Consider the following 12385-nt stretch of genomic DNA (forward strand, 5'->3'; position numbering starts at 1 on the left):
CGCATGCCGCGCGAGCACGCTAAGGTGCGCAGCGGACCTTCGCCGGAGGAAGGACGACCATGCTGAGAACACGCACGTCGCGCGCGGCCCTGTCCATGGCCTGCGCGGCGCTTCTGCTCGCCACGAGCGCCTGCGGGAGCGACGAGCCGGAGGAAACGCCTGCCACCCAGGTACGCCTCTACGGCACCGACGGCAACATGCTCAATTCGTACGCCGCGGAACTCAAGGACCGCGCGGACCTGGTGAACGGGATGAAGGGCACCACGCCCCTCACTCCGCTTGCCGAGAGCTTCAAGGAGCGACTACTCGCCGTAGACCCGAAGCTGGGTGACTTCCTCTACTCCGCCGAGTCGTACGACGCGGTGGTGATCAGCGCGCTGGCCGCCCAGCTCGCCGGCACCACCGCTCCGGCCGAGATCGCCAAGCAGATCGTCGGGGTGACCACCGGCGGTGAACGCTGCGACGACGTGACGGCCTGCCTCCAGCTCGCCCGCGCGGGCCGGGACATCGAGTACCGGGGCGTGTCGCTGACCCGCGCCGGGTTCACCGACACCGGCGAGCCGGCCACCGCGAGCTACGGCACCATGCACTTCGACAACCAGAAGATCGACGACAGCAAGACCGAGTTCGTCGGCGCCGGTGAGGAGTCGGGGGCGAGCACGAAGGCCCCGCCGCGCGGGCGCAAGCCGCGCGACGGCAAGGCGAAGGACGCCCCGCTGGTCCTCGGCGGGCTGCTGCCGAAGACCGGTGACCTGGCGCTGGCGAACCCGCCGCTGGCGGCCGGCGCGGCGCTCGCGATCCGTGAGGTCAACGCCGCCGGTGGTGTGCTCGGCGAGCCGGTGAAGTGGATCGAGGGTGACGACGGCACCAACCCGGAGGTCGCCAAGGCCACCGTCGCCTCGCACGTCAGCAAGGGCGTCCAGGTCATCATCGGCGCGGGCGGCTCCGGCATCTCCCGGGCCGTACTGCCGGACGTGGTGGCCGCCGGCCGGATCCTGTTCTCCCCGTCGAACACCGACGCGGGGCTGAGCGCTGTGGACGACAAGGGCCTCTACTTCCGTACCGCGCCGCCGGACAGCCTCCAGGGCCGTGCGCTGGCCGACGTGATGCTCCGGGACGGGCCGCGCAAGATCGCGATCCTGGCCCGTAAGGACTCGTACGGCGAGGGCCTCCAGGAGAACGTCCGCTCGGAGCTGGAGAAGGCCGGGATCGGCGCGGACCGGATCAAGCTGCTGACCTACGAGCCGCCGGCCGACCCGAAGACGCCTGTCGACTTCAGCGGCACCGCCAAGGAGATCAAGGCGTTCGGCCCGGAGGCGCTGCTGCTCATCGGCTTCGCCGAGTCCGCGCCGGCGATCACCGCGCTGGACGACGCGGGAGTCGACATCAAGCACTGACGCGTACCGACGCGGAGGGCCGCACCGGGGACACCGGTGCGGCCCTCGTCGTCTCTCCCGGGCTCAGCGGGCCCGGCGCCGGTCCAGGAACTCCGTCATCCGCCGGTGCTTCTCCTCGTCCTCGAAGAGCACCGCCTGGCTCAGCAGGTCCAGCTGCGGGTGCGCGGCCGCCGGGGCGTCCACCGCCATCTTGGTCAGCCGCAGCGCCAGCGCGGAGCCCTTCGCCATCTCGTCGAGCAGGCCGTGCGCGGTGGGCAGCAGCTCCGCCGGGTCGGCCACCACCCGGTTCACCAGCCCGATCCGCAGCGCCTCCTCGGCGTCCACCCGCCGGCCGGTGAACAGCAGCTCCTTGGCCCGGGCCTCACCGATCAGCGCCGGCAGCCGGTAGGTCGCGCCCGCGCCGGCCAGGATGCCCAGCCGCACCTCGGGCTGGCCGAACACCGCTCGGTCCGTGCACACCCGGAGATCGCAGGCGTACGCCAGCTCGGCGCCGCCGCCCAGCGCCGGCCCGTCGACTGCGGCCACGGTGGGCATCGGCAGCGCCCGGATGCGGGCGAAGACGCCCTGGTTGATGGCGGCCAGCGCGTCCAGCCGGCCACGCTCCCGGAGCTGGGCGATGTCGGCGCCCCCGGCGAAGATGCCCGCCGTCCCGCCGGTGAGCAGCAGCAGCCGGGGACGCGCCTCCAGGTCGGCGCAGACCGCATGCAGCTCACCCACCAGGTCGGCGTCGATGGCGTTGCGCTTCTCCGGCCGGTCCAGCGTGACCACGAGCCGGTCCGGCAGTTCCTCGATCCGCAGCCCGCTCACTGTGCCGGCCTTTCGTTCGCGACTGCGGGGCTCGCAAGCTCACTCCTCGCGCTCACTGCTTCACGCCGTCCTTCCACGTGTAGAAGCCCTGCCCCGACTTCTTGCCCAGCTTCCCGGCGGCCACCATCTCGACGAGCAGCGGCGGCGGCGCGAAGCGGTCCCCGTACGCGGCCTGGAGCGTGCGCGCGATGTCGAGCCGCACGTCCAGGCCGACCAGGTCGGTCAGCTCCAGCGGGCCGATCGGGTGCCGGTAGCCGAGCACCATCGCCTTGTCGATGTCGGCCGGGCTCGCCACCTCGTCGGCCACCATCCGGATCGCCTCCAGGCCGAGCGTGACGCCCAGCCGGGAGGTGGCGAAGCCGGGCATGTCGCGTACGACGACGGGGTCCTTGCCGAGCCGGGCGGCGAGCGCGACGGCCGCCTCGGTCGTCTCCGGCGCGGTGGCCGGGCCGACCACGACCTCGAGCAGCGCCATCGCCCACACCGGATTGAAGAAGTGCAACCCGACGAAGTCGGCGGGGCGGTCCAGCCCGGCGGCCAGTTCGGCGATCGGGATGCTGGAGGTGTTGCTGCCCAGCAGCGCCGGCCGGCGACTCTCCGCCTCGCGCAGGACGGCACGCTTGAGGTCGAGCCGCTCGGGCACCGCCTCCACGATCACGTCGGCGCCCTCGGCCACCTCGGCGAGCCCGGCCCGGAGCGTGACGCGCTCACGGTTGGCGGTGGCGGCCTCCTCGGTCAGCTTGCCGCGCTGCACGCCCCGGTCCCACAGTTCGCCGAGCCGGCGCAGGGCCTCGGCGCCCCGGGCGGGGTCGACCTCGACCAGTTCGACCGCGTACCCGGCGCCGGCCGCCACGTACGCGATGCCGAGGCCCATGGTGCCGGCCCCGACGACCACAAAACGACCACTCATCGACGTCCCCTCGCCGCGGCGGGGGCGCGCGGGGTCTCCGCCGCCGGGCCCGTCCGCTCGCTCGTTCCTGCATGCGACCCTATGCATGGCCGGGCCGCCGGGATGCGTGGGGGCGGAGCGGACGGGGTAAGGACGGCCCTCAACGCCGAAGGAAGGAACGAGATGAGCCAGGCACCGGAGAGCGCGGAGAGCACCGAGACGGTCGAGACCCGCGGCGACGAGCGGGTGGACCTGCTCCGTGCGGACACCAACAACGACGGCAAGACCGACGTCTGGGTGGTGGACACCGACGGCGACGGCAAGGCCGACCTGTTCCAGTTCGACACCGACGGTGACGGCAAGGTGGACATCACCATGGTGGACATCGACGAGGACGGCACGCCGGACGAGGTGGTCGACGGCGACGGCGGGCTGCCCCCGGAGCAGACCACCCCCACCGTCCAGGTCTGAGCATGTAAGGAAGGGCCCCTTCTTAACGCCTAGGCGCTTGAAAGGGGCCCTTCCTAACGCCGCAGCTCCAAGGTGGCGAGGTAGTAGGGGTGGTCGGTGTCGTCCACGTCGGTCAGTCGCCACTGTGAGCCGTGGACCAGCTCGGCGAACTCCTCGGGCGAGCAGACCAGGTAGTCGAACCAGTCGGTGCCGAGCAGCCGGTAGCGCAGCCGCAGCCGTAGTTGCCCGCCGATCCGGCCCCGCCGGCGGTTGCGCTCGTGGTAGGCGGTGTGCACCGGGTCGGTGGTCCCGTACGGGTCGGTGCCGTGGGCGATCACCCGGGCGCCGGGACGGGCCAGCGCGGCGAGCGCCGCCAGCATCGCCGGGGCGCGTTCCCGCCCCTCGAACAGTCCCAGGTTGTTGCCGAGCAGCAGGAACGTGTCGTACCGGCGGCCGTCGGCGGCGTGCTCGTCGACTGTGCCGTGCACCAGGTCGCGTACGCCCCGGTGCCGGCTGACCCGCAGCGCCCCGAGCGAGGTGTCCAGTCCGGTGACCGGTACGCCCCGGTCCTGGAGATGCAGCGCGATCCGGCCGGCGCCGACGCCGACGTCGAGCACATGTCCGCGTACCCGGTCCACGGCCCGGTGGTCGTGCGGCTGCCACCGCTGCGGCGGGTCCAGGTAGTGCTCGGCGGGCGCGCCGTTGACCAGCCCGTCGTCGCGCTCGATGATCTCGATGACCGGGCGGGGTAGGCGACCGCCGGCCATCGGGCGCGGTCCGATCCCGGTGGCGACCGCGTACGCGTCGCGGATCATCTCGCCGAACACGTCGCCGATCTCGGGTTCCCCGGTCATGCCCGCAACGCTATCCGGGGGTCGGCGGCGCCGTCGCCGCCGTATCCTTGGCGGCGTGACCGACCTGGACCGCCTGGCGGCGGAGAAGTACGTCCTGCTCACCACGTTCCGCAAGGACGGCCGGGCGGTGCCGACTCCGGTGTGGGCGGTGCGCGACGGCGACGGGCTGGCGGTGTGGACGGTGGCCGACTCCGGCAAGGTGAAGCGCATCCGGCGCGACGGCCGGGTGACGGTGGCCCCGTGCGACGTGCGCGGCCGGCCGCACGGCGAGGCGGTGCCGGGTCACGCGACGATCGCCGACCCGGAGAGCACGAACCGGGTCCGAGGGCTGCTCAAGCAGAAGTACCGGCTGATCGGGCGGCTGAGCCTGCTGGGCAGCCGGCTGCGCCGGGGTGAGCGCGGCACTGTGGGGCTGCGGATCGTGCTGGACGGTCCGAGGCGCGACTGAGTCCGGACACGATCAAGGGCGGCGCCGCGACGGCACCGCCCTTGATCGGAACGCCGGAGAACGCCGGTTCGTCAGTCTCCCTGGCGCTGCTGGGGGATCTGCCCCTGCAGCAGGGCCCGAACCTCCGACTCGCGGTAGCGGCGATGGCCGCCCAGGGTCCGGATGGCACTGAGCTTGCCAGCCTTGGCCCACCGGGTCACCGTCTTCGGGTCGACACGGAACATCGACGCCACCTCGGCCGGTGTGAGTAGCGGCTCAGGTTCGTGCGTTCGCGATGCCATCGGGGTCACTCCTCCACATGTATAGACATCGGCCGGGGTCCCGCCGGCCGACGCGTCTCCCATGGTCCGGCTAGTCCCCGATGTCCGACATGGGCCGAACGGCTGAAGGTCCCTAGACGGACGGATGAAGCATGCCCGATTTTTACGACTTTTATGCCGCAGAAACTACCTTATTCGGACTCATGATCACGGTTCGTGACGCATCAACTACGAGACACTCTCGTGTCTAAGGCCACTTAGCAGGGCAAACCGGGCGTCAGTTGCACCGTTCGAGCAGCTGCACCGCGCGCCAGCGGGCGACCAGCTTGTCGTACGCGGCGGACGCCTCCTCGGCCTCGCCCCGGCCCAGTCCGGACAGTCCGGTGGCCACCAGCTCGGTCGAGTCGTCGGCTTCGAGCGTCTCGTCCGGCAGCAGTTGCACCAGGCCGCCGTAGTCCAGCTCGACCACCGAGCGGGGGTGGAACTCCTCCAGCCACCGGGCCGCCTCCTCGACCGCCTCGGTGATGGGCGCCTCGCCGATCGACTTGCGCAGCACCGACAGCGCCCGGGACGCCCGGCGGCGCGCCTTGGAGATCTCGGTGCGGTAGCGCAGCGCCCGCCGCTCCGGCTCGGTGACCAGGTGCCGCTCGCCGGCCTCGAACAGCACGAACCAGCGCAGGGGCACGCCCCAGGTGGCGATCTGCTCGTGCACCCGGGGCACCCCGTGCTCCAGCACCCGGGCGCCGCTGCGCCAGTCCTCCACCACGGCCTTCGCCTGCCCGGCGAGCACCGGCGGCACGAACGCGTCGGCCAGCACCGAGGGCACGCCGTCGCGGGCGCTCAGCGCCGCCTCGGCGACCCGGATACGCAGGTTCCAGGGGCAGACCAGCAGCGCGTCGTCGGACTCCAGGACGTACGCCTCGTCGGGCAGGTCGGGCAGCCGGGTCCAGCCGGCGCCGAGCGCCTCGATCACCGCCGTCCGCTGCCGTACCGGCCCCTCCAACGGGGCGATCGCGCGGCCCTCGCTGACGTACCGGCGCCAGTACGACTGCCGGTCCCGGTCGAAGGCGGTCAGCGGCTCGTACACGCGCAGGTATGAAGCGAAGAGCGACGGCACGGCGCGATCCTCCCACGAGACGGGACCGCCCGTCGCCGCCCTCGGGCCCGTGGCGTGACATGCGCGACAGTACGGTTCGGGCCGATATTAGGCTCAACGACACCGGCAGCATCCCGCCGGCGTGCCACCCGGGTTCCGCGCCCCACAAGGGCGCACACCGACACAGGAGTCAGCCATGGGCGTATTCGCCAGTACCGACGACCCCGTCTCCACGGGGCATGAGCAGGTCGTGTTCTGCCAGGACAAGCAGTCCGGCCTGAAGGCGATCATCGGGATCTACTCGACCGCGCTGGGCCCCGCGCTCGGCGGCACCCGGTTCTACCCGTACGCCAGCGAGGCCGAGGCCCTCGCCGACGTGCTCGACCTCTCCCGCGGCATGGCCTACAAGAACGCCCTGGCGAACCTCGACCTCGGTGGCGGCAAGGCGGTCATCTGGGGTGACCCCGAGCAGATCAAGAGCGAGGCGCTGCTGCGGGCGTACGGCCGCTTCGTCGAGTCGCTGAACGGCCGCTACTACACCGCCTGCGACGTGGGCACCTACGTGGCGGACATGGACGTGATCGCCCGGGAGACCCGCTACGTGACCGGCCGCAGCGTGGAGCACGGCGGCGCGGGCGACTCCTCGATCCTCACCGCCTGGGGCGTGTTCCAGGGCATGCGGGCCGCCGCCGAGCACGTCTGGGGCAGCCCGACGCTGGCCGGCCGCCGGGTCGGCGTGGCCGGGCTGGGCAAGGTCGGCAAGTACCTGACCGCCCACCTGCTCGACGACGGCGCCGAGGTCGTGGCGACCGATGTCAGCCCGCGCGCCCTGGAGTGGGCGCGCACCACCCACCCGCAGGTCACCCTGGTCGACGACACCGAGGCGCTGGTCACCTCCGACATCGACGTGTACGCCCCGTGCGCGCTCGGCGGCGCGCTGAACGACGACACCGTGCCGGTGCTGCGGGCGAAGGTGGTCACCGGGGCGGCGAACAACCAGCTCGCCCACCCGGGCATCGAGAAGGTGCTCGCGGACCGGGGCATCCTCTACACGCCGGACTACGTGGTGAACGCCGGTGGCGTGATCCAGGTGGCCGACGAGATCGAGGGCTTCAACTTCGACCGGGCCAAGCTGCGCGCGACCCGGATCTTCGACACCACCCGGCAGATCCTCCAGCTCGCGGACGACGAGGGCGTGCCGCCGGCGGTCGCCGCGGACCGGCTCGCCGAGCGGCGGATGGCCGAGGTCGGCCGGCTGCGCACGATCCATCTGCGGTGAAGCTCACCTCCGGGGGCGGGGCGGCGCTCCACCCCCGGAGGCGGCGCGCGTTAAGCTGATTCTCGGGCTCGTTAGTACCGGTATGTCCGGTGTCATGGCCAGCCCCGGGGCTTACCCCTTACCCGGTACACTTTGTGACGGCTGGACCACTGCGACGCGCAGGTCCGGTCGACGGTGACCCGAGGTGCCGAACGATGGCATCCCCATGTACCGTAAGAGCCACGAGAGATGCCTGACGTCATCGGGGCCCGCCTTCGGGCTGCCCCGCATTCTGTGCGAGGGGGTCGAGCCATGGGGCGCGGCCGTGCTAAGGCCAAGCAGACGAAGGTGGCCCGGGAGTTGAAGTACCACTCCCCGAACACCGACCTAACCGCCTTGCAGCGCGAACTGGCGGGTAGTGGAAAGTCTGAGCACAACTTCGACGACGACTACAAAGAGTATGTCGACGACGATGACGAGGACCACGCGGACGACGACCCGGACACCTGGGCTCGTCCGACCCGCTGACCTCCGGTCACATCTGAGCACGCGGTAACCCCCGCGTGCTCACGCATGTGCTCTGCTGAGCCGGCGTACGACCGACGATCAGGGACCTGCCGGCGCTCCGGGGCGCCCGCTCCGACGCGCCGGCAGGTCCTTGATCGCGGAACCGTTCCCTCAGCGTGGCCGGTTGTTCCAGTTGTAGAACGTCGGGATGTTCTCGAAGTGGTTCCACGCGCACACCGCGTCGGCGCCGTCGCCGCCCGACACCTCCGCCCGCAGCAGCCGCGCCGCCTCCGCCTCCCGAAGCAGAGCGGTAAGCCCCGCAGCGGCGTCCCGCACCCGGTCGGCGACCGCCTCCCGGTCGGTGTCACTGATGGTCTCGGGCATGCTCCAACACTCCCTCCAGTAGGCGGATCTTGCTGTTACGGCAGTGCTCGGTCTCCGTACCGTCGAAACGCCCCAGCTCGAAGTAGCGGTTGGCGGCGTGCCCGCCGCCACAGAACCCGAAGTACGCGCAGGACGCCCGGCACGCCTCCACGCCGGTGAGGAACTCGCCCACCCACGGCGTACCGGCCGCGCCCGCGAGGATGTCGCCCAGCGGCGTGGTCAGCACGTTCCCGCTGGCGAAGTCGCCGTACCGGGGGTCGGTGAAGCCGGCCAGCTCCGGCGAGAGCACCACCACCGAGCCGTCGTGCCCGACCGTCGGGATCGGGTCGAGGCTCCGGGGCAGCAGGTCGTCGGCGGTGCCGGCCAGGACCGCGCCCGCGTACCGCAGCGACCACTCCACCTCACGCAGGTGGATCCGGGGATCCCGGCGCCAGGCCGCCACCAGCTCCGCCCAGAACCCGGTGACCGCGCCCTCGTCGCGCGCGTTCGTCCGGGTGTTGACGCCCTCGGTCTCCTCGATGTTGACGCCGAGCACGTCGCAGCCCAGGTCGAGGAAGTAGTCGTACAGCTCGGTCGCCAGGCCCGGTTCCGGCCGCGAGACCACCGCGAGCGCCGAGAACGGCAGGCCGTGGCGGCGCAGCGCCGCCACACCCGCCACGATCCGGTCGTACGCGGGCCGCCCGCCCCGGGTGACCCGCTCGCCGTTGCGCGCCCGCGGCCCGTCCACGCTGATGCTGACCCGCACCCGGTGCTCGGCGAAGAACGCGCACCAGGCGTCGTCGATCAGGGTGGCGTTCGTCTGCACGTGGTGCTCGACGTCGGGCCCGAACGGCGCCAGCAGCGCGGCCAGGTGCTCCCGGCCCGCAGCGAGCGGCTCCCCGCCGTGCCAGACCACGGAGAAGCGACCGCCCGCCGCCCACGGGTTCACCGACGCCGCCACCGCCTCGGCGACGGCCACCGGCATCCGCCTGTCGACCGCCCGGAAGGGGAGGTAGCAGTAGGCGCAGTCGAGGTTGCACAGCGTCGTCGGCTGCATCACCACGTACGACGGGACGGCAGAGATGCCCCGCATCCCTCCGGGCGTGCGCGCAGCCATCAGCACCTCCCCCGCCTGCCTGAAAACCGAACCTCCAGGCTAGGCCGCGGCGACCGCTCGGGTGAACCCCCGATAAAGTGCCCGGCCGATCGGCGCAGGGTGATCAGCCTCGGGTGTGCTGCCCGACCATCTGCACGTTGCCGGACCCCTCGATGATCTCGCCGGCCTGCCAGGCGTCCACGCCCCGGCCGGTCAGGGTGGCCAGCGCGCGGTCGGCGTCCTCGGCGGAGACGATCGCGAACATGCCGACGCCCATGTTGAAGGTCGCCTCCATCTCCGGGTCCTCGATCCGGCCCTTGGACTGGATCAGGTCGAAGATCGGCTGCGGCTTCCAGGTGGAGCGGTTCACCACGGCGTCGACGTGCTCGGGCAGCACCCGGACCAGGTTGCCGGGGATGCCGCCGCCGGTGACGTGGGCCAGCGCCCGCACCTCGGCCTCGGCGATCAGCTTGAGGCAGTCCTGTGCGTAGATCTTGGTCGGGGTGAGCAGCTCCTCGCCGAGCGTCCGCTGGCGGCCGAAGTCGTCGATCACCACGTCCAGCCGCATCCGGCCGGCGCCGAGCAGCACGTGCCGGACCAGGGAGTAGCCGTTGGAGTGCAGGCCGGACGAGCGCATGGCGATCACCACGTCGCCCACCTCGACCCGCTCCGGGCTGAGGATCTCGCTCTCCTCCACCACGCCGACGCCGGTGGCCGAGATGTCGTACTCGTCGGGGCGCAGCACGCCCGGGTGCTCGGCGGTCTCGCCACCCAGCAGCGCGCAGCCGGCGTACCGGCAGCCGTCCGCGATGCCCGCGCCGATCTCGGCGACCTTGTCCGGCACGACCTCGCCGGTGGCGATGTAGTCGAGCAGGAACAGCGGCTCGGCGCCGCAGGCCACCAGGTCGTCGACGACCATGGCGACCAGGTCGATGCCGACCGTGTCGTGGATGTCGAGCTGCTGGGCGATCACCAGCTTGGTGCCCACGCCGTCGGTCGAGGAGGCCAGGATCGGGTTCTTGTACTTCTTCGTGTCCAGCCGGAACAGGCCGGCGAAGCCGCCCAGGTCACCCATGACCTCGGGGCGCCGGGTCTCCTTGACCTTCGACTTGAGCAGCTCGACCGCGCGGTCGCCCGCCTCGATCGACACCCCGGCGTCGGCGTACGAGACCGAGCGTTTGCGCTGCGTCCGGCCGGAACCCGCCGACCAGGGCTGGCGGTCGCCGCCGGCGCCCGTCGGGCTGGATCCTGCGCCGCTGCGCTCGGACACGTGCGTCACGGTTCTCCCCTTTGTGGTTCCCGCGGGCCCGGAGCGGCCGGACCCGCGTCGGTGGTGCTACGGGTGGTGGGTCGGTGTGGCGACGAGCGGACCGGTCGGCCCGGCCGCCTCGGCGGCGACCCGGCGTCCCACTCCTTCGAGCACGTGCTTGCCGATCAGGTTCCCGGCCGGCAGTTCGATCGGGTACTCCCCATCGAAGCACGCCCGGCAGAGCCGGCTCTTCGGCTGCTCGGTCGCGGCGATGAGACCGGGCAGCGATACGTAACCGAGCGAGTCGGCGCCGATGGACCGCCGGATGCCGTCGTTGTCGAGCCCGTTGGCGAGCAGCTCGGCGCGGGTGGCGAAGTCGATGCCGTAGAAACAGGGCCAGCTCACCGGCGGCGAGGAGATCCGGACGTGGACCTCCAGCGCGCCCGCCTCGCGCAGCAGCCGGACGATCGCCCGCTGGGTGGTGCCCCGCACGATCGAGTCGTCCACCACCACCAGGCGCTTGCCGCGTACGTTCTGCCGCAGCGGGTTCAGCTTCAGCCGGACGCCGAGCGCGCGCAGCGTCTGCGAGGGCTGGATGAACGTGCGACCGACGTACGGGTTCTTCATCAGGCCCTGGCCGTACGTGATGCCTGATTCCTCGGCGTAGCCGATCGCGGCCGGCGTGCCGGACTCCGGCACCGGGATCACCAGGTCGGCCTCGACCGGATGCTCCTTGGCGAGCTGGCGGCCGATCTGCACCCGCGCGGCGTGCACGTTGCGGCCGGCGATGGTGGCGTCCGGCCGGGCGATGTACACGTACTCGAAGAGACAGCCCTTGGGCTCGGGCGAGGCGAACCGGCTGGAACGCAGCCCGTTCTCGTCGATGGCGATCAGCTCGCCCGGCTCGACCTCGCGCACCACGCTCGCGCCGACGATGTCCAGCGCGGCGGTCTCGCTCGCCACCACCCAGCCGCGTTCGAGCCGGCCGAGCACCAGCGGGCGTACGCCGTGCGCGTCGCGCGCCGCGTAGAGCGTCGACTCGTCCATGAAGACGAAGCTGAACGCGCCGCGCAGCTGCGGCAGCACCTCCAGCGCGGCCGCCTCGACCGACAGGTCGGGCCGGCTCGCCAGCAGCATGGTGACCAGCGAGGTGTCGTTCGTCGAGCCGTCCGAGTCGAGCCCTCGCACGGCGGCCTCGCGCTGCAACTCGGCGGTGTTGACCAGGTTGCCGTTGTGCGCCAGCGCGATCGTGGTGCCGGCGGTCGTGGCACGGATGGTCGGCTGGGCGTTCTCCCAGGTCGAGCCGCCGGTGGTGGAGTAGCGCGCGTGCCCGATCGCGACGTGCCCGCGCAGGCTCGCCAGCGTCGGCTCGTCGAACACCTGGGCGACCAGGCCGAGATCCTTGTAGACCACGACACCGGAGCCGTCACTCACCGCGATGCCCGCGGCCTCCTGACCGCGGTGCTGGAGGGCGTAGAGCCCGAAGTAGGTGAGGTTGGCGACCTCTTCACCCGGCGCCCAGACGCCGAAGACGCCGCACGCGTCCTGTGGGCCGGGTCGCTGGGGGTCAAGGTCGTGGCTCAGCCGGCCATCGCCTCGGGGCACCTGCCGCTCCCTCGCAGTGGGGTCTGGACTGGCCTGGCGGAGTCAGGGGGGCAGCTCCGCACGCATGGGCCGGGACCGTCGTCGGCTCTCAGTGTACGCGACCAGC

14 protein-coding genes are annotated in these 12385 nt (G+C 71.9%); 5 read left to right on the forward strand and 9 right to left on the reverse strand.

Annotation, left to right across the window (positions count from 1 at the left end):
• The first annotated feature begins 59 nt into the window (after window positions 1-59).
• The gene (locus BFV98_RS18355; RefSeq protein WP_013283437.1) at window positions 60-1397 is read left to right on the forward strand and encodes an ABC transporter substrate-binding protein; all 1338 of its coding nucleotides are present in this window, start codon (window positions 60-62) and stop codon (window positions 1395-1397) included.
• A 63-nt stretch (window positions 1398-1460) separates the two neighbouring features.
• On the opposite strand, the gene BFV98_RS18360 is transcribed toward BFV98_RS18355, so the two are convergent.
• Window positions 1461-2204 (reverse strand): enoyl-CoA hydratase/isomerase family protein, encoded by a 744-nt coding sequence (locus BFV98_RS18360; protein ID WP_013283436.1) that lies wholly within the window; start codon window positions 2202-2204, stop codon window positions 1461-1463.
• Between the two features lie 52 nt (window positions 2205-2256).
• Window positions 2257-3114, reverse strand: coding sequence for a 3-hydroxyacyl-CoA dehydrogenase family protein (locus tag BFV98_RS18365; protein WP_013473447.1), 858 nt, complete (start codon window positions 3112-3114; stop codon window positions 2257-2259).
• Between the two features lie 162 nt (window positions 3115-3276).
• Here BFV98_RS18365 and BFV98_RS18370 point away from each other — a divergent pair, with 162 nt between their 5' ends.
• Entirely contained in the window at window positions 3277-3564 is a 288-nt protein-coding gene (locus tag BFV98_RS18370; protein WP_013283434.1) for a hypothetical protein, read from the forward strand.
• Window positions 3565-3617: 53 nt separating this feature from the next.
• Here the strand turns inward: BFV98_RS18370 and BFV98_RS18375 are convergent, their stop codons facing one another.
• Entirely contained in the window at window positions 3618-4397 is a 780-nt protein-coding gene (locus BFV98_RS18375) for a bifunctional 2-polyprenyl-6-hydroxyphenol methylase/3-demethylubiquinol 3-O-methyltransferase UbiG (protein ID WP_013283433.1), read from the reverse strand.
• Between the two features lie 55 nt (window positions 4398-4452).
• On the opposite strand from BFV98_RS18375, the gene BFV98_RS18380 reads away from it, so the two are divergent.
• Window positions 4453-4845: a PPOX class F420-dependent oxidoreductase gene (locus BFV98_RS18380; protein WP_071097207.1), complete on the forward strand. Its 393-nt coding sequence runs from the start codon at window positions 4453-4455 to the stop codon at window positions 4843-4845.
• Between the two features lie 71 nt (window positions 4846-4916).
• Here the strand turns inward: BFV98_RS18380 and BFV98_RS18385 are convergent, their stop codons facing one another.
• A complete protein-coding gene (locus BFV98_RS18385; protein ID WP_007073996.1) occupies window positions 4917-5126 on the reverse strand; it encodes a BldC family transcriptional regulator in 210 nt (69 codons plus the stop codon).
• 256 nt (window positions 5127-5382) lie between these two features.
• The gene (locus tag BFV98_RS18390) at window positions 5383-6222 is read right to left on the reverse strand and encodes a hypothetical protein (protein WP_013283431.1); all 840 of its coding nucleotides are present in this window, start codon (window positions 6220-6222) and stop codon (window positions 5383-5385) included.
• 175 nt (window positions 6223-6397) lie between these two features.
• Between BFV98_RS18390 and BFV98_RS18395 the strand changes: the two genes are divergently transcribed.
• Both BFV98_RS18395 and BFV98_RS18400 read left to right on the forward strand, forming a co-directional pair.
• Window positions 6398-7480, forward strand: coding sequence for a Glu/Leu/Phe/Val dehydrogenase (locus tag BFV98_RS18395; protein ID WP_047891887.1), 1083 nt, complete (start codon window positions 6398-6400; stop codon window positions 7478-7480).
• Window positions 7481-7771: 291 nt separating this feature from the next.
• The gene (locus BFV98_RS18400; RefSeq protein ID WP_013283429.1) at window positions 7772-7987 is read left to right on the forward strand and encodes a DUF3073 domain-containing protein; all 216 of its coding nucleotides are present in this window, start codon (window positions 7772-7774) and stop codon (window positions 7985-7987) included.
• Between the two features lie 150 nt (window positions 7988-8137).
• On the opposite strand, the gene amcA is transcribed toward BFV98_RS18400, so the two are convergent.
• The 4 genes from amcA to purF form a co-directional block, all read right to left on the reverse strand.
• Entirely contained in the window at window positions 8138-8350 is a 213-nt protein-coding gene (gene amcA / locus BFV98_RS18405) for a multiple cyclophane-containing RiPP AmcA (protein WP_013283428.1), read from the reverse strand.
• Complete coding sequence (gene amcB, locus BFV98_RS18410) at window positions 8331-9422, reverse strand: cyclophane-forming radical SAM peptide maturase AmcB (protein ID WP_174361756.1); 1092 nt, start codon at window positions 9420-9422, stop codon at window positions 8331-8333. The genes amcA and amcB overlap by 20 nt, the downstream gene beginning before the upstream one ends.
• Before the next feature lie 127 nt (window positions 9423-9549).
• Complete coding sequence (gene purM / locus BFV98_RS18415) at window positions 9550-10704, reverse strand: phosphoribosylformylglycinamidine cyclo-ligase (RefSeq protein ID WP_013283426.1); 1155 nt, start codon at window positions 10702-10704, stop codon at window positions 9550-9552.
• A 57-nt stretch (window positions 10705-10761) separates the two neighbouring features.
• Window positions 10762-12279, reverse strand: coding sequence for an amidophosphoribosyltransferase (gene purF / locus BFV98_RS18420; protein ID WP_013283425.1), 1518 nt, complete (start codon window positions 12277-12279; stop codon window positions 10762-10764).
• Window positions 12280-12385: the final 106 nt, after the last annotated feature.

Source organism: Micromonospora sp. WMMB235 (genome assembly GCF_001855515.1).
In the GTDB taxonomy this organism is placed as follows: Bacteria; Actinomycetota; Actinomycetes; order Mycobacteriales; family Micromonosporaceae; genus Micromonospora; species Micromonospora aurantiaca.

Coding starts and splice junctions, on each gene's coding strand:
- BFV98_RS18355 (WP_013283437.1), top strand. CDS start 60: ATGCTGAGAACACGCACGTCGCGCGCGGCCCTGTCCATGGCCTGCGCG.
- BFV98_RS18365 (WP_013473447.1), bottom strand. CDS start 3,114: ATGAGTGGTCGTTTTGTGGTCGTCGGGGCCGGCACCATGGGCCTCGGC.
- BFV98_RS18370 (WP_013283434.1), top strand. CDS start 3,277: ATGAGCCAGGCACCGGAGAGCGCGGAGAGCACCGAGACGGTCGAGACC.
- BFV98_RS18375 (WP_013283433.1), bottom strand. CDS start 4,397: ATGACCGGGGAACCCGAGATCGGCGACGTGTTCGGCGAGATGATCCGC.
- BFV98_RS18385 (WP_007073996.1), bottom strand. CDS start 5,126: ATGGCATCGCGAACGCACGAACCTGAGCCGCTACTCACACCGGCCGAG.
- BFV98_RS18395 (WP_047891887.1), top strand. CDS start 6,398: ATGGGCGTATTCGCCAGTACCGACGACCCCGTCTCCACGGGGCATGAG.
- BFV98_RS18400 (WP_013283429.1), top strand. CDS start 7,772: ATGGGGCGCGGCCGTGCTAAGGCCAAGCAGACGAAGGTGGCCCGGGAG.
- amcA (WP_013283428.1), bottom strand. CDS start 8,350: ATGCCCGAGACCATCAGTGACACCGACCGGGAGGCGGTCGCCGACCGG.
- amcB (WP_174361756.1), bottom strand. CDS start 9,422: ATGCGGGGCATCTCTGCCGTCCCGTCGTACGTGGTGATGCAGCCGACG.